21 protein-coding genes are annotated in these 22266 nt (G+C 46.0%); 16 read left to right on the forward strand and 5 right to left on the reverse strand.

What is annotated here, in order from left to right:
- Nucleotides 1-222 precede the first annotated feature (222 nt).
- The 14 genes from L5M11_RS10120 to dinB all read left to right on the forward strand — a co-directional run bounded on the left by L5M11_RS10120 (nucleotide 223) and on the right by dinB (nucleotide 14369).
- Nucleotides 223-1341: a TRAP transporter substrate-binding protein gene (locus L5M11_RS10120; RefSeq protein ID WP_131523871.1), complete on the forward strand. Its 1119-nt coding sequence runs from the start codon at nucleotides 223-225 to the stop codon at nucleotides 1339-1341.
- A gap of 167 nt (nucleotides 1342-1508) precedes the next feature.
- The gene (luxS, locus tag L5M11_RS10125) at nucleotides 1509-2018 is read left to right on the forward strand and encodes an S-ribosylhomocysteine lyase (protein WP_028761570.1); all 510 of its coding nucleotides are present in this window, start codon (nucleotides 1509-1511) and stop codon (nucleotides 2016-2018) included.
- Between the two features lie 164 nt (nucleotides 2019-2182).
- On the forward strand, nucleotides 2183-4237 hold the full coding sequence (locus L5M11_RS10130; protein WP_263185492.1) for a TonB-dependent receptor domain-containing protein: 2055 nt from the start codon (nucleotides 2183-2185) through the stop codon (nucleotides 4235-4237).
- A gap of 401 nt (nucleotides 4238-4638) precedes the next feature.
- Nucleotides 4639-5973, forward strand: coding sequence for a Na(+)-translocating NADH-quinone reductase subunit A (locus L5M11_RS10135; RefSeq protein ID WP_028761568.1), 1335 nt, complete (start codon nucleotides 4639-4641; stop codon nucleotides 5971-5973).
- A complete protein-coding gene (locus tag L5M11_RS10140; RefSeq protein ID WP_105250021.1) occupies nucleotides 5973-7172 on the forward strand; it encodes an NADH:ubiquinone reductase (Na(+)-transporting) subunit B in 1200 nt (399 codons plus the stop codon). The genes L5M11_RS10135 and L5M11_RS10140 overlap by 1 nt, the downstream gene beginning before the upstream one ends.
- Complete coding sequence (locus L5M11_RS10145) at nucleotides 7165-7953, forward strand: Na(+)-translocating NADH-quinone reductase subunit C (protein ID WP_028761566.1); 789 nt, start codon at nucleotides 7165-7167, stop codon at nucleotides 7951-7953. Before L5M11_RS10140 ends, L5M11_RS10145 begins: the two co-directional genes overlap by 8 nt.
- Nucleotides 7953-8585 (forward strand): NADH:ubiquinone reductase (Na(+)-transporting) subunit D, encoded by a 633-nt coding sequence (locus L5M11_RS10150; RefSeq protein ID WP_006080467.1) that lies wholly within the window; start codon nucleotides 7953-7955, stop codon nucleotides 8583-8585. Before L5M11_RS10145 ends, L5M11_RS10150 begins: the two co-directional genes overlap by 1 nt.
- A gap of 5 nt (nucleotides 8586-8590) precedes the next feature.
- Nucleotides 8591-9199, forward strand: a complete 609-nt coding sequence (gene nqrE, locus L5M11_RS10155; RefSeq protein WP_006080469.1) for an NADH:ubiquinone reductase (Na(+)-transporting) subunit E — start codon at nucleotides 8591-8593, stop codon at nucleotides 9197-9199.
- Between the two features lie 46 nt (nucleotides 9200-9245).
- The gene (gene nqrF / locus L5M11_RS10160; protein WP_028761565.1) at nucleotides 9246-10502 is read left to right on the forward strand and encodes an NADH:ubiquinone reductase (Na(+)-transporting) subunit F; all 1257 of its coding nucleotides are present in this window, start codon (nucleotides 9246-9248) and stop codon (nucleotides 10500-10502) included.
- A gap of 98 nt (nucleotides 10503-10600) precedes the next feature.
- Complete coding sequence (locus tag L5M11_RS10165; RefSeq protein ID WP_113939874.1) at nucleotides 10601-11647, forward strand: FAD:protein FMN transferase; 1047 nt, start codon at nucleotides 10601-10603, stop codon at nucleotides 11645-11647.
- A gap of 15 nt (nucleotides 11648-11662) precedes the next feature.
- The gene (gene nqrM / locus L5M11_RS10170) at nucleotides 11663-11887 is read left to right on the forward strand and encodes a (Na+)-NQR maturation NqrM (protein ID WP_105250019.1); all 225 of its coding nucleotides are present in this window, start codon (nucleotides 11663-11665) and stop codon (nucleotides 11885-11887) included.
- A 252-nt stretch (nucleotides 11888-12139) separates the two neighbouring features.
- Nucleotides 12140-12613, forward strand: coding sequence for a bacterioferritin (gene bfr, locus L5M11_RS10175; protein WP_006080475.1), 474 nt, complete (start codon nucleotides 12140-12142; stop codon nucleotides 12611-12613).
- A gap of 9 nt (nucleotides 12614-12622) precedes the next feature.
- Nucleotides 12623-13090, forward strand: coding sequence for a bacterioferritin (bfr, locus tag L5M11_RS10180; RefSeq protein WP_263192018.1), 468 nt, complete (start codon nucleotides 12623-12625; stop codon nucleotides 13088-13090).
- A 202-nt stretch (nucleotides 13091-13292) separates the two neighbouring features.
- A complete protein-coding gene (dinB, locus tag L5M11_RS10185; RefSeq protein ID WP_263192020.1) occupies nucleotides 13293-14369 on the forward strand; it encodes a DNA polymerase IV in 1077 nt (358 codons plus the stop codon).
- Nucleotides 14370-14413: 44 nt separating this feature from the next.
- Here the strand turns inward: dinB and L5M11_RS10190 are convergent, their stop codons facing one another.
- Nucleotides 14414-15313 carry a LysR family transcriptional regulator gene (locus tag L5M11_RS10190; RefSeq protein ID WP_028761561.1) on the reverse strand — a complete coding sequence of 300 codons (900 nt, stop codon included), beginning with the start codon at nucleotides 15311-15313 and terminating at the stop codon, nucleotides 14414-14416.
- Between the two features lie 92 nt (nucleotides 15314-15405).
- On the opposite strand from L5M11_RS10190, the gene L5M11_RS10195 reads away from it, so the two are divergent.
- Nucleotides 15406-16338, forward strand: a complete 933-nt coding sequence (locus L5M11_RS10195; protein ID WP_263192021.1) for a DMT family transporter — start codon at nucleotides 15406-15408, stop codon at nucleotides 16336-16338.
- Nucleotides 16339-16490: 152 nt separating this feature from the next.
- Here L5M11_RS10195 and L5M11_RS10200 read toward each other — a convergent pair whose 3' ends face one another.
- The 4 genes from L5M11_RS10200 to L5M11_RS10215 form a co-directional block, all read right to left on the reverse strand.
- Nucleotides 16491-18137 carry a methyl-accepting chemotaxis protein gene (locus L5M11_RS10200; protein WP_263192023.1) on the reverse strand — a complete coding sequence of 549 codons (1647 nt, stop codon included), beginning with the start codon at nucleotides 18135-18137 and terminating at the stop codon, nucleotides 16491-16493.
- Between the two features lie 95 nt (nucleotides 18138-18232).
- Nucleotides 18233-18787, reverse strand: coding sequence for a cache domain-containing protein (locus L5M11_RS10205; protein ID WP_028761558.1), 555 nt, complete (start codon nucleotides 18785-18787; stop codon nucleotides 18233-18235).
- A 244-nt stretch (nucleotides 18788-19031) separates the two neighbouring features.
- Nucleotides 19032-20492, reverse strand: coding sequence for an aminoacyl-histidine dipeptidase (locus tag L5M11_RS10210; protein WP_028761557.1), 1461 nt, complete (start codon nucleotides 20490-20492; stop codon nucleotides 19032-19034).
- Between the two features lie 51 nt (nucleotides 20493-20543).
- A complete protein-coding gene (locus L5M11_RS10215; RefSeq protein WP_158682986.1) occupies nucleotides 20544-20720 on the reverse strand; it encodes a hypothetical protein in 177 nt (58 codons plus the stop codon).
- On the opposite strand from L5M11_RS10215, the gene L5M11_RS10220 reads away from it, so the two are divergent.
- A complete protein-coding gene (locus tag L5M11_RS10220) occupies nucleotides 20712-22250 on the forward strand; it encodes a leucyl aminopeptidase family protein (protein WP_173246423.1) in 1539 nt (512 codons plus the stop codon). The two genes, L5M11_RS10215 and L5M11_RS10220, sit on opposite strands and share 9 nt — an antisense overlap.
- Nucleotides 22251-22266: the final 16 nt, after the last annotated feature.

Here is a 22266-nt window from a genome sequence, read left to right on the forward strand (position 1 = left end):
TTTCAAGGCCACTCCTCATCGAGTGGCTTTTTGTTTTAGGCCAACTTAAGACTATTTTTGAGTTTGCCGACCTTAGTTTCTAGTTTCCCTACCTTAGTTTCTGTGTTAACAATATGTTTTATTTTAAGAGGTTGGGTGGTGTGATTGTCGATACCCATCCTGAGTGGATTTCCATGTCAGTTGGATCCATGCGCTCGTTTGACATCAGGGAGACTATTAAAAATGCGTAAGTTAGGGAGTTTGTTTATCTCAGTGCTGCTGATGGGACTGAGCGGTTGTAACCCCGTCTCCAGTGATGCGCAAAGCGTAGCTGCCTCCCATGCCGCAACTGATGTTCCCCACGCTTTACCTGCTATTGAATGGCGTCTTGCGACCTCTTGGCCGAAAAACTTCCCCGGTTTAGGCATGGCTCCTGAGCGTTTTGCGCATTTAGTCGATGAAATGTCTAACGGTCGGTTAAAGATTAGCGTTTATGGTGCGGGTGAGTTGATGCCCGCTTTTGCCGTATTTGATGGTGTGAGTCAGGGTAAAATTCAAATGGCCCACTCCGCTTCTTTCTACTGGAGAGGAAAAGCACCCGCAGCGCAGTTTTTTTCATCGATCCCCTTTGGTATGACCGCGCAGGAAATAAATGGCTGGCTTCACTATGGCGGTGGTATGGAGCTGTGGACTGAAGTGTATCAACCCTTTGGTATTATTCCACTCGCGGGAGGCAATACTGGGATGCAGATGGGCGGCTGGTTTAATAAACCCATCAATACCATTGCTGATTTTAAGGGATTGAAGGTCCGCATGCCGGGCTTAGGTGGTGAAGTGTTGAAACGCGTTGGTGCTGTACCTGTAAATATGGCGGGGCGTGAACTTTATGGTGCATTGCAAACGGGGGCGATTGATGCCGCAGAGTGGGTAGGGCCAGTGAATGATCTTGCCTTCGGTTTACATAAAGTGGCTAAGTACTACTATTACCCTGGTTGGCATGAGCCAGGTTCAAATATGGAATTCTTGATTAATACCGCTGCCTTTGAGAGTTTACCTGAGGATTTACAGGCCATAATCAGAGTTGCTGCGAGAGCCATTAACCAAGATATGCTCGATGAATACACGACCCGTAACGTGACCGCCCTTGAAACGTTAGTGAAGGACGAAGGTGTGGAGCTTAAAGCGTTTCCACCGAACGTCTTGTTGGAGCTTGAGAAAATCTCTAAACAAGTGATTGAAGATCAAGCGAATCAAGATCCCTTAATGCGAAAGGTGTACGATGCCTATCACGCGTATGAGCAAGGCGTGCGCCAGTACCATAAAATATCTGAGGATGCTTACAGTCAACAGCGTCAACACTAAATGATGGTTTCTTTACTGCAAACTGTCACATTAGCATCTGATTTATATGAGATGATTTCATCTTAGATTATCTTGTTATCGGCGTAATTCATTTGGTGTTATGCTTGCAAGCCATAAATAGACAGTTACAGTGGCGTTGATGTCGCCCTGAGAATTTGGAGATCCCTATGCCATTACTTGATAGCTTTACCGTCGACCATACTCGGATGAATGCCCCTGCGGTTCGTATCGCTAAGCATATGAGCACGCCAAAGGGCGATGCCATTACGGTATTTGATTTACGTTTTTGCGCACCGAATAAAGAGATCCTCAGTGAGCGTGGTATTCATACTCTAGAGCATTTATTCGCGGGTTTTATGCGTGACCATTTAAATGGCAGCGATGTTGAGATCATTGATATTTCGCCAATGGGATGTCGTACCGGTTTTTATATGAGTTTGATTGGTGAACCCACAGAGCGCCAAGTGGCCGATGCGTGGTTAGCCGCGATGGAAGATGTGCTTAAAGTGGTTGAGCAGTCTGAAATCCCTGAGCTGAACGAATACCAATGTGGTACGTATGAGATGCATTCATTAGAGCAAGCACAAGATATCGCCCGTAATATTATTGCGGCTGGCGTAAGTGTTAATCGTAATGACGATCTAAAATTAAGCGATGAAATTCTAGGTAACCTGTAATTGTTCGCACTTTTATAGTATGAGAGTGCTTCTTTAGTAAATTCAGTTTCCTGAAGTAAATAAGAGAAAGCGACGAGAGTCGCTTTTTTTTTCATTCAAATTCAGTTATTTTACAAGTTAATAACAAAAACACCGTACGCTAACAAAGTTTTTGGGAGCTTGGTATGCCTAGTCGTTACTTCACTGTATCACTTTGTGCAATTTCTGTATCTCTTGCCTGTTCTAGCACAACGTTCGCCGATGATCTTCACAGTCAAATGCTTGAATTGAACAAGCTCAATGACACATTTCATTCAACGTCTAATCGTTTAGCGTTAGGTCAATTGACTGCTTTGACGGTTTTACCTGCGGATCTTAGTGGAAATCCCGCGAGCATCAGCATGCGTAGCGCGACTCAAGGTATTGCGGTATTACAAGATAGAGTGTATTTCTCCCCTGCGCCGTATTCTGCACCGCAATTACAACTCTTACCTAATCTGCTGCAACAACAGAGTGTTACTGCCACCCCGATGGCAAATATGGCTGTCGGTGGGCAAGGTGCGTTTGGGGTGGTGAGTTATCAAACCTTACCTGTTGCTGAGCAGACCGAGAATAGTAAGGCGACTCTCGAGGGCAATACCGATTCAGACTACAGTGTCGATATGAATTGGGGAGTGAAGCAAAAAGAGTATGGGATGATACTCGCGGTTAATTATGCAGATAATAGCGGCGCCGATCACTTGCTCAATGGTCAAGACACAGACCACCAAACGACAGACATCTTATTTAAAATCAACGCCGCGAGTTTACTCGGCGCCAGAAGTCCACAGGTGACTGAGTTTACCTATCAGTTTCTCGATGATGATAGTTATCGCTCTCAGCTTGGGTTAACACAGGCCGATTGGCAACAAGATCCTATGAGTTTGTATTCGGCCACTGCGGCGGATAAACATCAGGGGCGACATCATAAGTACCAACTGTCTCACCAAGTTACACTCAATGGTGGGCATAAGGTCACCACAGACTTTTACTACCAGTCTTATTCGCAGCAATTAAACCAACTCAATCAATTTGATGGGCAAATGCTCGATGCCCAGAGTCTTGCTGCGTTGGCCGCATTTGAACGTCAGCCGACAGTCGATGGCGTCGAACTGGCTTCTTTACAGCAAGACAATGATTTCAGCTCCTTTGGGGCACAAACTGAATCGGTGAATCAGTATGGTGCCCATCAAATTATCTATAGCGCCCGTTATCATACGGATAAAGCCGAGATGCACCTTGGCGATCAGCAGAGTCTATGGCAGCAGGACTTGAGTGTAGTGAGTGAAGCTCCCAATGCGCTGTTGGCTTATACCGATGATGCGACGGCATTCACTTCGGCCATCGATTCTTTGTTTAATTGGGACGGATTGCAGCTAAAGCTCGCGCTTGCCTATGAACAAGTGAGCGTCAATCGCAAGGTCAATTTAGCTTATGCCGGACTCGAAGCGGCAGATTTTTCCGACAGCGATTGGATGCCACAACTTGGCGTTTTATATCATGCTGGAGATTGGCGCTTTAGTACGGATATTCGACGCTCATGGACCGCCGCGAGTGCGGGTAATATTGAGCAAGAGGCGCAAGTGTCACTGCAATATCAAGTCAGCGCCCAATATGCCAGCGAGCGTTTTAGTGCAGACATCAAAACCTATGTCCAAGATTTTGATAATCTGCATGTCAATTGCGATGCGTATACCCAATGTGCCGACAGTCGATTGTGGGTTCAAGGCAATGTCGTGGATGTGCTGACCAAAGGGGTTGAGCTGAATCTTGGCTATCAGTGGGAACTGGGCAGCGTGCAGTTACCTTTAGCCTTGAATTATCAGTATTCAAATGCCGAGTATCAAACAAATAGCTGCAATGAAATCCAAGGCTGCGTCGTGGCTGGCGATAGGGTGGCTTGGTTACCTGAGCAGCAATTGCATTTTAGTGCTGGAATGAAATATGCCGAATATGAATTGAATGCAAATGTCTTTTATCAATCCGAGCGGGAAATGGGCCAATTTGGTGCTGAATTACAACCTATCGCAGTACAATGGCGGGTAGATTTAGCGGCGAATTATCATTTTAACCGTCACCATGAGATTTATTTTCGGATAGAAAATCTCTTAGATGAGTCATTAGTTACGACAGCATCAAATAGCGGAATTCGATCGGAAAATGGACGTATTAGCTATTTAGGTTATCAATGGCGCTTTTAAATTGAGTTTTATTTTGTTTGAATTTAAATCAATTGAAACAAATAAGATCGATTTCGGCTGCGTTTAGTGGACGTTTCGACTTTTTGCTAAATTAAATCTTTAATTATTAATGCTATAGTACCCAGTGGCCGTAATATTCTCTCTTTCTGATCAGTCACTAGGTCGGAAGGTGAACGCCGTAGCGCATGATTTTTTTCAATCCGTATTTTAGGTTTGAAATCACCTATAATTTTCGTGGCGATGCCAAGTCAATTGGGGTAAAATGCGCGCGACCAGCGTGATTGCGATCGCATTTCTGTGATAAATCTGCGCTAGCTCAATGCAGTAGGTTTTGTTTAAAACCTAAGTATTTAGCAGGAACGCGGCGCATTGTCTTTCCTTCAAACGTAGTGCTTGTGGATATGATTACAATTAAGAAAGGATTGGAACTGCCTATAGCAGGCGGACCAGAGCAAGTTATCCATAATGGCCCAGCCATTAAACATGTAGCTACTTTGGGTGAAGAGTATATTGGCTTACGTCCAACGATGAAGATCAAAGTGGGCGATAAAGTACAAAAAGGCCAAGTTCTTTTTGAAGATAAGAAGAATTTAGGCGTTAAATATACGGCTTTAGCCAGTGGTACTATATTAGACATTAACCGGGGCGCCCAGCGTGTTCTGCAGTCTGTTGTCATTGAAGTGGAAGGAAACGACAGCGTTGCCTTTGCTAAATATGATGCCACTGCACTCGATACGCTCGACTCGCAGTTAGTCCGTGACAATCTGATTGAATCAGGTTTATGGACTGCTTTGCGTACTCGTCCTTTTAGCAAAGTTCCTGCTGTAGACTCTTCTGCTGCTGGTATTTTTGTAACCGCAATAGATACTCAACCTCTTGCCGCTGATCCCGTTGTGGTGATCCGTGAGCATAAAGAAGATTTTGCTAATGGTCTTAAGGTCTTAGCAAGACTTACTGACGGTAAAGTTTACCTTTGTAAAGCGCCTGGCGCTGATATTCCTGCCGCAAACGCCCAAGTTGAAGAATTTGCCGGTGTGCACCCTGCAGGATTAGTCGGTACTCACATTCACTTCTTATTGTCTGCCTCTGCAAAACGTACCGTTTGGCATATTGGTTACCAAGATGTAATAGCAATTGGTCAGCTATTTACGACGGGTGAACTCAATACCGAACGTGTTATTGCGATCGCAGGCCCTAAAGCGGCTAAGCCAAGACTCGTACGCACTGTTGTGGGCGCGAGCATGACTGAATTAACCGCAGGTGAAGCCTTAGATGGCAATGTTCGTCTGATTTCAGGCTCTGTTCTGAATGGTCGTACAGCCGTTGGCCCACAAGGGTATTTAGGTCGTTACCATGTTCAAGTAAGTCTGTTAGAAGAAGGTACAGAGAAAGAATTTTTAGGCTGGGTATTACCAGGCTCAGACAAATATTCTATCACTCGTGCATTCTTAGGACATCTTGCTCCTTCTCGTCTGTTCAGCATGACGACCAGTACAGGTGGTTCAGACCGCGCTATGGTGCCAATTGGTAACTATGAGCGTGTAATGCCATTGGACATTCTTCCTACTATGTTGTTGCGTGACTTGATTTCAGGTGACTTTGACGGTGCTGCTACTTTAGGCGCGTTAGAGTTAGATGAAGAAGATCTCGCACTGTGTACGTTCGTATGTCCAGGCAAGTATGACTACGGTTCATATCTGCGTGACTGTCTAGATACGATCGAGAGGGAAGGCTAATGAGCTTGAAAGATTTTTTCGAACGTATTGAACCCGACTTTGAAAAAGGCGGTAAATACGAAAAGTTTTATGCCCTATTCGAAGCGGCATACACGATTTTTTATACCCCAGGTAAAGTGAACAAGGGCAAAACCCACGTTCGCGATAACCTCGACCTAAAACGTATGATGATTACGGTTTGGGCTTGTGCTTTCCCCGCGATGTTCGTGGGTATGTATAACGTAGGTTTACAAGCTCAATTAGCTTTAGTGGCTGGTTTTGCTACCCCTGACGTATGGCAAGTGAGCTTGTTCAGCATGTTCGGTACCGAACTGACGGCAAACTCTGGCTGGCCTGCGCTGATGTGGTATGGCGCCTGTTTCTTCCTACCTATCTACGCGGTGACCTTTGCCGTCGGTGGTATCTGGGAAGTGCTGTTCGCCTCTATCCGTGGTCATGAAGTCAACGAAGGTTTCTTCGTTACCTCTATCCTGTTTGCTTTAACGCTGCCAGCAACTATCCCATTATGGATGGTGGCGCTGGGTATCACCTTCGGTGTGGTCGTGGCGAAAGAAGTGTTCGGTGGTACAGGGCGTAACTTCTTAAACCCAGCACTAGCGGGTCGTGCCTTCTTGTTCTTCGCTTATCCGTTGAATATGTCAGGTGATACCTCATGGGTTGTGGCTGACGGTTACTCAGGTGCAACTGCACTGAGCCAAGCGGCGTCTGGCACTTTAGATTACGCAATTAACCAAAACTGGTGGGATGCGTTCTTCGGTTTCATTCCAGGTTCAGTGGGTGAAGTGTCTACATTAGCGATTCTGTTAGGTGGTTTGGTCATCATCTACACGCGTATCGCTTCATGGCGTATCGTTGGCGGTGTAATGGTGGGCATGATTGCCATTTCTACGCTGCTTAACGTTGTCGGTAGTGACACTAATCCAATGTTTGCAATGCCTTGGTACTGGCACTTAGTGTTAGGTGGTTTTGCGTTTGGCATGATGTTTATGGCGACAGACCCAGTGTCAGCGTCATTTACTAACCAAGCTAAATGGGCATACGGTATCTTGATCGGTGCAATGGCTGTGTTTATCCGCGTGATTAACCCTGCATTCCCTGAAGGCATGATGTTGGCAATTTTGTTTGCTAACTTGTTCGCGCCATTGTTCGACCACTTCGTGGTTCAGGCAAATATCAAGCGGAGGATTGCCCGTGGCTAGTAATAAAGATTCGTTCGGCAGAACCTTATTTATCGTCGTTGGCCTGTGTCTAATTTGTGCGATATTTGTGTCTACTGCAGCAGTGTTACTGAGACCGACTCAAGCAGAAAATAAACTGCTTGATAAGCAAAAGTACATTCTGGAAGCCGCTGGTCTTATCGATACTAAAGCTGGCAAAGTGACCAAAGCGCAAATTCTGGATACATACGGCAAACACATCGAAGCTAAACTGGTCGATTTGAAAACGGGTGCTTGGGTTGAGGGTGTTGATGCTGACACTTATGATCAACGTAAAGCGTCTCGTGATGTGAAAACCTCATTTGTACCTGAGAATGACATCGCTTCAGTGAAACGTGTTGCTGATAAGGCTGTAGTTTATCTTGTTCGTGACGGCCAAGGTAAATTAACCAGTGTCATTCTGCCAATCCATGGTTATGGCCTATGGTCTACTATGTATGCCTTCCTTGCTATGGATGCTGACCTAAACACAGTGCAAAGTTTAGTCTACTACGAGCACGGCGAAACGCCGGGCTTAGGTGGCGAAGTGCAAAATGCTCAGTGGAAAGCGAAATGGCATGGCAAAAAGTTATTTGATGAGCAAGGTAAACTCGCTATCAGCGTAACGAAAAACCCAACTGTTGCTAGCACTGAGTACGGTGTAGATGCATTATCTGGCGCAACCTTAACGAGTAACGGTGTACAACATTCACTGACATTCTGGTTGGGTAAAGAAGGTTTTGCGAGTTTCATTGAAAAAGCACGCAATGGAGGTCTCAACTAATGTCTGACGCTAAAGAACTGAAACAGGTTCTGACCGGACCTATAGTCAACAACAACCCGATTGCTTTACAAGTACTTGGTGTATGTAGTGCATTAGCGGTAACGAGTAAGCTCGAAACTGCACTGGTAATGGCGTTGGCGTTAACTGCGGTAACTGCGTTTTCGAACCTGTTTATCTCAATGATCCGTAATCATATTCCAAGCAGTGTGCGTATTATCGTACAGATGACCATTATTGCCTCTTTGGTAATCGTGGTTGACCAATTGCTGCAGGCTTATGCTTATCAGATCTCTAAGCAGCTGTCGGTATTCGTCGGTCTGATTATTACGAACTGTATCGTAATGGGTCGTGCCGAAGCCTACGCGATGAAAACACCGCCAATGATGAGCTTTATGGATGGTATCGGTAACGGTTTAGGTTACGGTGCGATTCTGTTAGCTGTTGGCTTCGTACGTGAACTGTTTGGTAACGGTTCTCTGTTCGGTGTTGAAATCCTGCACAAGATCTCTGATGGCGGCTGGTACCAACCAAACGGTCTGCTACTACTGCCTCCGAGTGCGTTCTTCCTGATCGGTGTTTTGATTTGGATTATTCGTACCTATAAGCCAGAGCAAGTTGAAGCAAAAGGGTAAGTGCGATGGAACATTATATTAGCCTGTTAATTCGCTCTGTTTTCATTGAAAACATGGCACTGGCCTTCTTCCTAGGTATGTGTACTTTCTTGGCTGTGTCTAAGAAAGTCACTACAGCCATGGGCCTAGGGATTGCGGTAGTTGTAGTGTTAACTATCTCTGTCCCTGCAAACCAAGTTATCTATCAAGGGCTGCTAGCTCCTGGTGCACTTGCTTGGGCTGGCGCACCTGAAGCTGACTTAAGCTTCTTGAAATTCATTACCTTTATCGGTGTGATTGCGGCTTTGGTTCAAATTCTGGAAATGGCACTGGACAAGTACTTTCCACCTTTGTACAACGCATTAGGTATTTTCTTACCTTTGATCACAGTGAACTGCGCGATTTTCGGTGCGGTATCATTCATGGTTGAGCGTGACTACAAGCTAGGCGAGAGTGTGGTGTTTGGTTTCGGCTCAGGAGTGGGTTGGGCATTAGCTATCGTATTGATGGCCGGTATCCGTGAGAAGCTGAAGTATGCCGACGTGCCTAACGGCCTACGTGGTTTAGGGATTACCTTTATCACCGCTGGTTTGATGGCCTTAGGTTTCATGTCGTTTTCAGGTGTGTCTCTGTAAGAGACACATAACGGCTTCTTGAATTGGACCTTCTAAGGATAAGTTAATGGATATTCTTGGTATTTTTAAATCTACTCCGCTCGAGGTTTACCTCGGTGTGAGTATGTTTACTGCTATCGTCCTCATCTTGGTATTAGTGATTTTATTCGCTAAGTCTAAGTTAGTGGCTAGTGGTGACATCACGATCGGCATTAATGACGATCCTGAAAAAGCGATTACAACCGGTGCGGGCGGTAAGTTGTTAGGCGTTTTGGCTAACAGCGGTATCTTCGTATCGAGTGCGTGTGGTGGCGGTGGCTCATGTGGCCAATGTCGCGTGGTGATTAAGTCTGGCGGCGGCGATATTCTGCCAACGGAACTTGACCACATCAGCAAAGGTGATGCCCGTAAAGGTTGTCGTCTTTCTTGTCAGGTTAACGTTAAGAACGATATGGAAATCGAGCTTGACGAAGAAATCTTCGGTATCAAGAAATGGGAATGTGAAGTTATCTCTAACGATAACAAAGCCACTTTCATTAAAGAACTGAAGCTGCAAATTCCTGATGGCGAGTCTGTACCATTCCGTGCTGGCGGTTATATTCAAATCGAAGCACCTGCTCATCATATTAAATATGCAGATTTTGATGTACCTGCACAATACCGTGGCGACTGGGAACACTTCGGTTTCTTCAATCTTGAATCTAAGGTTGATGAAGAAACTATCCGTGCATACTCAATGGCTAACTACCCAGAAGAGTTCGGTATTATTATGCTGAACGTGCGTATTGCTACGCCTCCACCACGTAACTTGACTCTGCCTTGCGGTAAGATGTCATCTTACATTTGGAGCTTAAAAGCTGGCGATAAAGTGACAATTTCTGGCCCATTCGGTGAATTCTTCGCGAAAGATACCGATGCAGAAATGGTGTTTATCGGCGGTGGTGCGGGTATGGCGCCAATGCGTTCACATATCTTCGACCAACTGAAGCGTCTTCAGTCTAAACGTAAGATGAGCTTCTGGTACGGTGCACGTTCTAAGCGTGAAATGTTCTACGTAGAAGATTTCGACGGCCTAGCGGCTGAGAATGATAACTTCGTATGGCATGTGGCACTTTCAGATCCTCAACCAGAGGACAACTGGGATGGTTACACAGGTTTTATTCATAACGTATTGTATGAAAACTATCTGAAAAACCATGATGCTCCAGAAGATTGTGAGTTCTACATGTGTGGACCTCCAATGATGAACGCCGCCGTCATTGGTATGTTGAAAAATCTTGGTGTCGAAGACGAAAACATCCTGTTGGATGACTTCGGCGGCTAATGTTCATTAGTCCTAGATAGAAAAGTTGCAGATGTTGAGGTTAACCTTTCATCTGCAACTTTTGCATTTAAGGGCCCAAATAAGAGTAGTAGGTCACTATGTTTCAGACCTTAAAGATCAATACCTCAGCGTTAAAGTATTCATTTAACTGGCTAGTCCTCGTGGGACTGGCCTTTTTTGTTTCAGCCTGTTCTAAGCAAAACGAAGTCATTTCGTTGGCCGGCAGCACTATGGGCACGACTTATCACATTAAAGTCGTTCCGAATGAGCAGATGCCGACGGCGCAGTTACTTCAAGCGGAGATTGATTTAGCCCTTGAGCTAGTCAATGACCAGATGTCGACCTATCGGCCTAATTCAGAATTATCCCGTTTCAACCAATTGCCATTGGAGCAAAGTGTTGAAGTCTCACCGGATACCATAAAAGTGGTGCAAGAGGGAATACGTTTATATCAAGTGACGGATAAGGCACTTGATATTACCTTAGGTCCTTTAGTTAATCTGTGGGGTTTTGGACCTGATAAGCGTCCAACGAAAGTTCCGACACAGGCTGATATTGATGCGGCTAAAGCCAAAACAGGGATTAGTGAACTTTCCATTGAAGGCAACCGTCTAAGTAAGCACAACACCTATTTATATGTAGATTTATCATCAATCGCGAAGGGATTTGGGGTTGATAAGATCGCTTCCATTCTTGATAAATACCACGCGACAGGGTATTTAGTTGAAATCGGTGGCGAACTGAGTATCAAAGGTGCCAAAGGTGATGGAAGCTCTTGGCGTGTTGCTATAGAGCAACCGACCAATGATGGCTCTGAAGCCGTACAGCAGGTTATTGCACCTGGTACTATGGCGATGGCGACCTCTGGCGACTATCGTAATTATTATGAAGAAGACGGCCAACGTTTTACGCATATAATCGATCCGCGTACTGGTTTGCCGATAAATCATAAGTTAGCATCCGTGACTGTATTGCATCAAAATTGTATGACGGCCGACGGTTTTGCGACGGCCATGATGGTTTTGGGCACAGAAGCATCATTGGAGCTTGCCAAGAAGGAACACTTGGCGATAATGCTAATCGAAAAGCAAGGCGACGGATTTAAGGTCTATTACAGCGACGCCTTCAAGCCTTTCCTTATTTAGTTTTTGGAGTAAACCATGACCTCTTTTATCGCGGCATTTGTGATCTTGTTAGTCTTCTTTTTGCTCATGTCGATTGGTTATCTCATCAAGCGCAAAGCCGTTGAAGGAAGTTGTGGCGGTTTAGGTGTTCTAGGGATTGAAAAAGCGTGTGATTGTGATGACCCTTGTGACAAACGTAAACGTCGTATGGCCGCTGAAGAAGCACGTCGTGAGAAGTTAACGAAAGACCGCATTATCTAAATAGTCTTGATTCGATCATAGCCTCCGATTTAGGGGGCTATTTTTTGCCTCGTATTTTCTTACACGGGTTAATCATTTGAGATTTATCCTTGGGATTAGAGTGGGATAGCAAGTTAATCTAAGCAGGAATGAGAATGCTTTTCATCATTAAGTGAGTGAAATATAAAGATAATTTGAGTTGGTCGATAAATTGTACTAGGCTAGAAGCTTGATTTAGATCAATCTTTTCACGCTTACCAAGGATAGTAACTTATGAAAGGTCATCCTAAAGTGGTTGGGCAACTGAATCGGGTGCTTACCTGTGAGTTGACCGCCATCAATCAATATTTCCTCCATGCCCGCATGTTTAAACATTGGGGCTTAGAGAAGTTAAACCACGTCGAATACAAAAAATCCATCCAAGATATGAAGCATGCCGATAAGCTCATCGAGCGAGTGCTGTTTTTGGAAGGTCTGCCTAATCTGCAACAACTCGAAAAACTTCGCATTGGTGAACATAGCCAAGAGATGCTCGATTGCGATCTGGCCATGGTGCAAGAGCAGCTTACATTGCTGCGTGATGCGATCAGCTTGTGTGAAGCTGAACAGGACTATGTGAGCCGCGATCTGCTGGAAGATATTCTCGAAGACGAAGAAGAGCACTTAGATTGGCTTGAGTCGCAGCAAGAGCTCATTACGCTAACCGGTATTCAAAATTATCTACAATCGCAAATTAGCGACCAATAGGAGCAAAATATGAAAGGCGATAAAGACGTCCTCGATGCGTTAAATCGACTCCTAACGGGAGAACTCTCGGCAATGGATCAGTATTTTGTCCATGCCCATATGTACGAAGATTGGGGCCTGAAAGAACTCTATGAGCGTATCGCCCATGAGTCAGATGATGAGAAAGCCCATGCAGCCAAATTAGTGCAGCGCATTTTATTCCTCGAAGGTACACCCAATGTTGCCGCCCGTGAGGCATTGAACATAGGTAAAGATGTAGAAGAAATGCTACGTAATGATCTCGCCTATGAATACAAGGTCGCGGACGATTTGCGCAAAGTGATTGCACTGTGTGAGCAGAAGCAAGATTACCAGACCCGCGAAATCCTTGAAGTATTACTCGACGATACAGAGTCTGACCATATGTATTGGCTCGAAAAACAACTTGGGCTTATTGACCGTGTTGGATTGCAAAACTACCTGCAAACTAAGATGTGAGCCTTAGATTGTTAGGTTGAGTAAATACCTAGGTCACTGAGTGTAATGGCCTAGGAAACTCAGTTATTAAGCATGTCTGTTGTTCCTCACACTTGTCTTGTTCTCTTTTCCAGCGCTAGGCCACATCTTATTGGCCCAAATCTATCAGGAATACTTGATTACTGTTTTTATATACAGTATTTTGGCGTTGGAGGAATTCAACGTGCGAAAAATTATTCATATCGATATGGACTGCTATTTTGCTGCAGTGGAAATGCGCGACTTTCCTGAGTACCGTGGCAAGCCTTTAGCCGTAGGCGGCAGTAGCGACCGTCGCGGTGTTATCAGTACTTGTAGTTACGAGGCACGTAAATTCGGTGTACGTTCAGCAATGGCAACGGCTTATGCCTTTAAGTTGTGCCCTGAGCTGATTTTAGTACCAGGCCGGATGCAGGTTTACAAAGAAGTGTCGCTACAAATTCGTGAAATATTTTCCAGATATACCCAATTAATTGAGCCGCTTTCCTTAGATGAAGCTTATTTGGATGTGAGTGAGTGCCAACAATATAAGGGCTCTGCGACCTTGATTGCGCAGGCCATTCGTCGCGATATCTTAGCCGAAACGGGTTTAACCGCATCGGCGGGTATCGCGCCAGTAAAATTTTTAGCTAAGGTCGCCTCGGATCTGAACAAGCCAAACGGCCAATATGTCATTACGCCAGAGACGCTTTCTGAGTTTGTTAAGACCTTAACGCTGCGTAAAATTCCCGGTGTTGGTAAAGTCACCGCCGAAAAGCTCTCTTCGCTCGGGCTCAATACCTGTGGTGATGTGCAAGCTTATTCTAAACCTGAGCTCTTAGCGCGATTCGGTAAGTTTGGTGGCGTGTTGATTGAGCGTTCCCAAGGCATAGATGAACGGGGGATTTCTGCCGACAGAGAGCGCAAATCAGTGGGTGTTGAAACCACATTAGCGAAGGATATTTATAGTTTAGAGCAGTGCCAGCAGGTGATGCCGAGTTTGATCCAAGAACTGTCCTTGCGTTTAAGTCGCAGTGCTAAGGAACGCAAAATACATAAACAGGTGGTCAAACTTAAGTTTAACGATTTCAAGCAGACTACAATTGAGCACCGGAGCGATGAAGTCTCAATTGTAATGTTCTATGAGCTACTCGCACAGGCTATGGAAAGGCAAGAAGGCCGTGGCATTCGTCTATTGGGTATTTCGGTCGGCCTCGCCGATTCTACTCTTGTCGTCGCCACAAGCTTAAACGGCCAGACTCAGTTGGATTTAGCACTCTAGCCGTTTATTGAGTCGATAAGCCGCAGACTCATGCCTGCATTGGCTCAATAAGCCTCGGGTGGATTCGCCAACATAAAATCAATTAACAGTCTGACTCGTAAGGGCAGGTTGTCTCGATCGCGATACATTAAGTAGGCGGTACGCGGAATACCTTGCCACTCGGGCAGTATTTGAATGAGTTTGCCACTTCGTATCTGTTCACTCGCCATGCTGATGGGTATGAGTCCAATCCCAAGCCCCGCCACCACGGCCTGACAGGCAATCGCCATATCATCGACGGCTAATTTGATATTCCCCCTTGGTTCAAACTCGACATTTTGCCCTGTGCTATTGTGCTGTAAACGCCACGTTTTTGTGGGCTTGGCGATGATAACCGGATGCTGATCCAGCTCTTCAATGGATTGCAGCGCATGCCACTGCGTTGCCGATGTGCTGGTGCAAAGTACAAAGCTAATCGTGGTAAGTGGCCTTGCAATCCAATCGGGATCTTTAGGTTCGCCCACTCGAAAGGCGATATCGATGGCGTTTTCACTGACATCGATATTCATGTTCGACAGACTTAAATCGATATCAATATTGGGATAATGCCGTTGGAAGGCGTTGAGTGATTCACCCAGCCAGCGATAGGTTGTATTGATGGGCGCCGAGATCCGCAATTTGCCAACCGCTTGATGTTTATCCGCATGCAACTCACCAGATACCTGGTTTAACTCGATAAATAGCGGGCCGCAGCGTTCGAGATACCGCTGACCTGTGGCGGTAAGATTGACTCTATGGGCGTCTCTGTGCAGTAAACGCAGGCCTAAGGATTGTTCTAACAGATTGATTCGACGGCTTAAGGTTGAAGGTGGAATGCCTAAGTGCTGCGCCGCGAGCTTAAAACTCCCTTGCTGTGCCACTACCCAAAATAAGCGCATATCGTCTAAGGAATAATTAAGTTTCATATTTGGAATTTAAGCTCTCAATCTTGTTGGTTTTAATAATATATGAAACTTATAAACTAAGCTCAATCCCAATTACCTCCCTAGAGTCCGATATGAAATCCCATACACCTTACATGACATTCGTTTGTCTACTGATTTGCGTTTTTAGCTGGGGCAGTGTGTTTCCGATTGCTAAGCGAGTGCTGGAGGAGATGTCAGGAGAATCCCTCGTCTTTTGGCGTTTTACTATTGCGGCTGTGACTCTAGCGTTATATATCGTTTTTACTCGTCAGGCTTGGCCCAAATTGAGTTTGGTGCAATATATTGTCATAGCGTTAGTGGGTGTGATTGGTGTGGGCGGCTTAAATCTGGCGTTATTTAATGGCCTGCAGCATACCTCTGCTGCCAATGGTGCCTTGATTATGGCGCTCAGCCCGCTAGTGACTTCAATCGTCAATGCGCTATTACAACTTGAATGGCTCAGCAGACAACAAGTGTTTAGCTTAGTGGGCGGATTGGCGGGCGTACTGCTAGTGATCACCAACGGTAGTGTGGAGCAGTTGCTCAACTTTAGTTTTAACCAAGGTGATGTGATGATTGCCGCCGGCATGTTGGCGTGGAGTGGTTATACCATTTGTTCGCAACGGGTCGGCCATTGGTTGCCAGTGTTGCCATTTACCTTGCTGAGTATGATAGCTGCCAGTGTGTCTATGTCCGTGGTTGGGCTTGGCCGAGGTGAGTTTCACCCTTGGCTGGAGTTGATGGAACTGTCGGCAACGGCTTTTTCTAGCGTACTCTACATAGGTTTGTTCGCCACTGTGCTCGGTTATCTGTTTTGGATTAACGGTGTTAAGGCGCTTGGCCCCGCTAAGGCATCGATCTTTTTTAATCTCGTGCCCGTTTTTGCAGCATTAACGGCGTTAGCCATGGGGCAGGCGGTGACGGAAATTCAGTTGGTAGGGATGCTGATAGTGATCCTTGCGTTGATGTTACCTATGTTAGTCAACATACGCGCGGCAAGAGGCTTAGTGGTTAAGCGCTGCTAATCTGTGCTAGCTTTGCTGTTTAAATATAAGGGAGCACCTGAATTCAGATAATCACTGCGACAGGTTTATGCTCCCTTATTCGTTTGAGGGGACCTTTCAAACATCACTGATTTACAAAAGGTAACTTATATAAAAGCTTTCACCCTCAAAAATTACAGTTTAAAGCGGCTGACCAGCGCCGTGAGGTTACTCGCCATTGACGAGAGTTGTACGCTTGCTGCGTAGATTTCATCAGTGGTTCGTAGACTCTCCTCCGACTGTTCGGCAATGTGTTGAATATTTTGATGACTCTCGTTGGCCATAGTGGTTTGCGCTTTAGCTGCAAGGGCGATTTGATTATTCATCTCACTAATTTGGCTGACCATTTCTGCAATATGCGCTAAGGCTTCACCGGCATTACTGGCGGCTTCTACGCTTGAGATAGCCTTTTCATTACCGATATTAATCGCTGCCACAGCACTTTGAGTGCCATTTTGCACATTGGCGATCATTAATTTAATTTCTTCGGTGGATTGGTGAGTCTTAGAGGCAAGGGATCGCACTTCATCGGCAACCACTGCAAAGCCGCGTCCTTGTTCGCCCGCGCGCGCCGCTTCAATTGCGGCGTTAAGGGCTAATAGATTCGTCTGTTCGGCAATGGCTTGAATCACCTCAAGCACGCGGCCGATATGTTGGCCTTCCTGTTCGAGTTTATTGATCTGCATTTCTGCCGTGCCCACATCTCCCGCAAGTTCACGAATCACATTGATGGTTTTTTTCACTCTTGCCTGACCGTCGGCGGTAAATACGTCGGCTTGTTTAGCGGCATCGGCGGCATGACTGGCACTGACTGATACTTCTTGCACGGATGCGGCAATATGATCGCTGGCATCGGCGATTCTGTGGGTTGCAGCTTGTTGATCCATCAAGGTATGTTTTGCTGATGCGCTGGTTTTGGCTAGACCTTCGGCAGCGGAGTTGAGCTCTGATGTAGACTGTTTAAATTGCGAGATAATACCGTGTAAGTTATCGAGAAAATGATTGAATGCCTTGGCGAGATCACCAAGCTCGTCTTTAGAGGTTAAGTGGACTCGTTCGGTCAAATCGCCATCACCATCGGTAATGTCGTGGATTTTTGCGAGTAAAACCGCCAGCGGTTTGCTGATGAGTTTAGGCAGTGCAACGATAAAGAGTATACAGATCAAGAGACTGATGGCTAAGGCAATTAACTGCATCTGTTGTCCATGATTGGCATCATCATCTACTTGGGCTATCGCTGCGGTAGTATTACTATTTAAATCATTGATTAAATGATTAATGTTCTGGTGTAGTTGCTCGAATTGCGTTGCTGCTTGACCGAAACTAAGATCAATCGCCGTCGTTCTACCGTTACGGCCATTTTGGGTGCGTTGATTACTGATTTCTGTGGTTGTCGCTCGCCAAGTATCGAAACTGTGATTCAATTCATTGAGCTTATCTTTAGCGAGGGGACTTGTGGTCACATCGGCAAACTTATCAATATGTTCTTTAACCAGAGAGATACTATTAGTGTGCTGCTTTAAAAGGTCGTTGTAAGAGTCTGTGCCCACGTTAACAAACATCAGGCTGCGCTCGGCCACTTGAGCTTGATAAAGCGCTTTATCGGCCTGTAGGAGTTCAGATTGGCTAGGTAAGTATTCAAGCGCGAGTGTATTCGCGCTGTGATTTAAGGCTTTGAGTCCTAAAATACCAGTTGAAGAGGCGAAGATGACTACGCCAGCGAGTAGCAGACTCGGATAAGTCAGTTTCTGATTAACGGATAGATCTTTATACCATTCCATAGTCACGCCCTCCTTGATTGATACACTGAAAAGGTGAGAGCCGCAATAACCTCTGTGGTAAGAGGATGCAGCCCATCACTGGCGTTCTCTGGTAATTAGAGTCCAAATTGATCTAGGTTGATCCCAATCGTGATAGCACCAATTGCAGCATCGCCATCCATCACTGGAATAGAAATTTGTACTAGATAGGCTTGGGAGCTCTCGTCAAATTTGACCGGACCTATGTGTTTATCGCCTTTGCCATTGGCGAATGATTTTTGCCATTTATCCTCATCACCCTGCCAATAATCTGAAGTTTTACTGATCATGGCGACGTTCGCGCCTTGATTGTCCATGAGGAAAATTTCTTGGTAGTAAGGTTTGCTGGCTTCGAAGGTCGTGAGAAACTTGGCCGCTTCGTTGTTCATCAGGGATGACATAAAGTCATCAATACCTGCGGTGGCAATCCATTTTTCATCTAATGTTTTGATTGAATCTAAGCTTTTGCCTTGGGCATTTTGCGCTTTAACGGCATTCACCAGTACCACTTCTCTGCCTAATGGCATCAGTGAATCGGCTAGGTCTATAACGGCTTTGGGGACTTCTTCGGCGAAACTGAGGTTACTGCTGAGCAGTAGTGCAGCGGCTGACAAGATTTTACCAAATTTCATGATCTCTATTCCTTAAGGTCACAGTATTGAAGGGGAAAGCGGTTATCTCTAAAAGCGCGATAAGCAAAAATACGTTAGGGTCAGACAGAACAACTATAGTAGAAAATTCAAGTTATTCAGTTCTTTCATAAAAATTTTATCGATGGCATTTCTACACAAATAGAATCCGCGGTAAAAAATAAGGCCACATCTGACTTGAGCAGATGTGGCCTTGAATTGAGTGAGCTTGGGTAAGGTTAGAACATTAAGCCTTGACTGGAATGCGCTCGAGTACGGCTAATAATAATGTCCAATATTGGCCGACTGTGGTGATGTTTACCATTTCGTCTGGACCGTGTGGATAGCGAATGGTGGGGCCAATCGAGACCATGTCCATGTCTGGATAGGGTTTCTTGAATAGGCCGCACTCAAGACCCGCATGGATCACCATGATCACTGGCTCTTTGTGGTAAATGTCTTGATAGGTTTCGCGCACTATCGCCATTACAGGTGAGCTGTTATCTGGCTTCCAGCCTGGGTAAGCACCGCTTAAATCGATATCGGCTCCGGCTAAGTTGGTCAGCGCAGTTAACATGCCTTCGACTTGAGTACGGCCAGAATCGATCAGCGAGCGGATAAGGCACAGGATAGTGACTTCTTCATCGTTAGTGCTGATAACGCCAACGTTGAGCGAAGTTTCAGTCACACCTTCGACTTCATCACTCATGCGGATCACGCCGTTCGGGCACACATGCAGCAAATCGATCAGGGTATTTTGGCTGTTTTCGCTCATCACACGTTTTGGCGTGGGGATAGTGTTTAACACTAAACGCATATCGGGATCGGCAATGGCGAGTTCGGTGCGGATAAGCGCTTCAAACTCAGCGACTTTTTCGTTTAAGGCGCTGACGTTTTCTTCTGGCAACATAAAGCTGATGTTGGCTTCACGTGGGATCGCATTACGCAGTGAACCGCCGCTAAATTGGGTCAACTCCAACGCTAAATCATCTGCGTTTTCAAAGAGGAAACGCGCCAATAGCTTGTTGGCATTACCACGACCTAAGTGAATGTTCACACCAGAGTGACCCCCTTTTAAGCCAGATAAGTGCAGGCTAAAGGCTGAGTAACTTTGCTCAGAGGCTTGCCACACCATAGGCAGGGTGATTTGAGCATCAACGCCACCGGCGCAGCCCATGTAGATTTCACCTTCTTGCTCTGAGTCGGTATTGATCAGAATATCAGCGTCTAACATGCCAGCCTGTAAACCGAAGGCGCCTGTCATGCCCGCTTCTTCATCTATCGTCAGCAGCACTTCTAATGGACCGTGCTTGATATCATCAGAGCCTAAAATGGCTAAAGCCGATGCCATGCCAATACCGTTATCTGAACCTAAGGTTGTACCCTTGGCTTTAACCCAATCGCCATCGACATAAGCTTCGATAGGATCTTTAGTAAAATCATGCACTTTATCGGCATTTTTTTGTGGCACCATATCGATATGAGCTTGAATAACCACTATTTTACGATCTTCCATACCCGGCGTCGCAGGTTTACGGATGATCAAGTTGCCAACGGCATCCTCAACGACGGCAAGTTGTTTGCTTTTAGCCCACGCTTGAATGTGCTGGCTTAAGGCTTGCTCATGCTTAGATGGATGGGGAATCGCGCAAATTTGTTCGAACCATTGCCATAATGGCTGCGGGTATAACTGACTTAAGGCTGTCACTTGAGTGTCCCTCATAAGGTCTTGTGGGTATAGGGCAAATTTGCGGCCATTCTACCACATTCTGTGCAGCCAAATAATCTCAGCGTCACAGGCTTTTGGTGAGCTGGCAGCCAAAGTTTCCAGTTCGATTTTTTCTGGGAGTGTCGGTACCACTTTTAGATTGGTAATTAAGCGATAGAGCGGGAATAATGCAGGCACAATAATGAAAAAGGATGGGTCATGTTTCAAGTTAACTTCGTTGATGTAAAAGCAGAAAATGCCATTTTTGATGGTGAAGGCTGGGATGCGGTTGTGGTGGTGACGCCCGATCTGGATTCTATCGGTTTTGATGAGATAGGTTTATTGGCTCAGCACGGTGCCCACGTGGATAAGCGCGTGGGTAAGAGCCCGACATTACTGTTTGCCCCAGGGCTTGCGGGAGGGCGTTTGATCATTGCCCCTGTCACCCAAGTGAATGACGAGTATGTGGACGTGCGAGTCTATGCCAATGCTGCAAGGGCGGCGATTGCCATTGCAAAAGACGCAGGTGCAAAACGTCCATTGTTATATGTAGTGCCATCGAAGGACTCACGTTTTAGTTTTGCCTCTGAAGTCGCAGCATTAGCCTGCGGTCAAGAACTGTGGCAAACCTTAGAGCTGCGTGAAGCGACTGGCTTAACGCCTGCATTTGAGGCCATAGGGTTATTATCTTCATCAACCCATAACAGCAATTTGCTCAATGCCTTAGAAGCGGGCCGCGTATTAGCGCGGGATTTGTGTGGTACTGAACCTGAGCGCATGTCGGCTAAAGCCTTTGCCGATTATTGTCTGCAATCCTTAGCGGGCAGCGTGATCAAAACCGCAGTGGTAGAAGACAGAGATATTTTAGAGCGTGATTATCCGCTACTCAGCGCCGTGGCGCGTTCTTCTTTTGCCGTCGGTCGTCATCAGCCTCGCGTGGTGAAACTAGAGTATCTGCCAGAGGGTCAAGTGACTCGCACTTTCCTGTTTGCGGGTAAGGGCGTGATTTACGATACCGGCGGCGCCGATCTGAAAGTCGGCGGCGCTATGGCGGGTATGAGTCGTGATAAAGGTGGCGCTTCTGCCGTGGCGGGTTTATTTAAAACTCTGTCAATGCTCAAGCCTAAAGGTATTCGAGTGATTGCCGAGTTAGGTTTAGTGCGTAACAGCATAGGCAGCGAAGCCTTCGTGACCGATGAAATTATTACGAGCCATGCGGGTGTGAGGGTACGAATTGGTAATACGGATGCCGAAGGGCGCTTAGTGCTGGCGGATTTACTGAGCCATTTACGTATCAAAGCCGTGTCAGCGGTGAAGCCTGAGATGTTTTCGGTAGCAACACTCACAGGTCATGTCGTACGTTGTTATGGCAGTTATCCTGCGGCGGTGGAAAACTCAGTAGCGAGTTCACAGCAATGCGCTGTCACTTTACAGCAGCAGGCGACTCAATGGGGTGAGCCCTTTGAAGTGTCTACATTACGCCCTGAAGACTTCGCTAAGATCCGCGATGTGTCAGGCGCTGCTGAAATATTATCTTCCAATAATGCGCCATCATCGATTACCGCCCGTGGACATCAATATCCCGCGGCATTTTTACTGAAAGCATCGGGGCTATTTGACCATGGTGTAACAGCCCCTATTCCCTTGGCTTACACACACTTAGATATTGCAGGCAGTGCAACAGAAGGTGATCCGCTCTACGGCAAACCTACAGCGAGTCCGCTGGTGGGCTTGTATCAATATCTGATCAATCGCTAACGATTTGTGGTAACAA

This window comes from Shewanella sp. SM87 (genome assembly GCF_025653705.1).
Classification (GTDB): Bacteria; Pseudomonadota; Gammaproteobacteria; order Enterobacterales; family Shewanellaceae; genus Shewanella; species Shewanella oncorhynchi.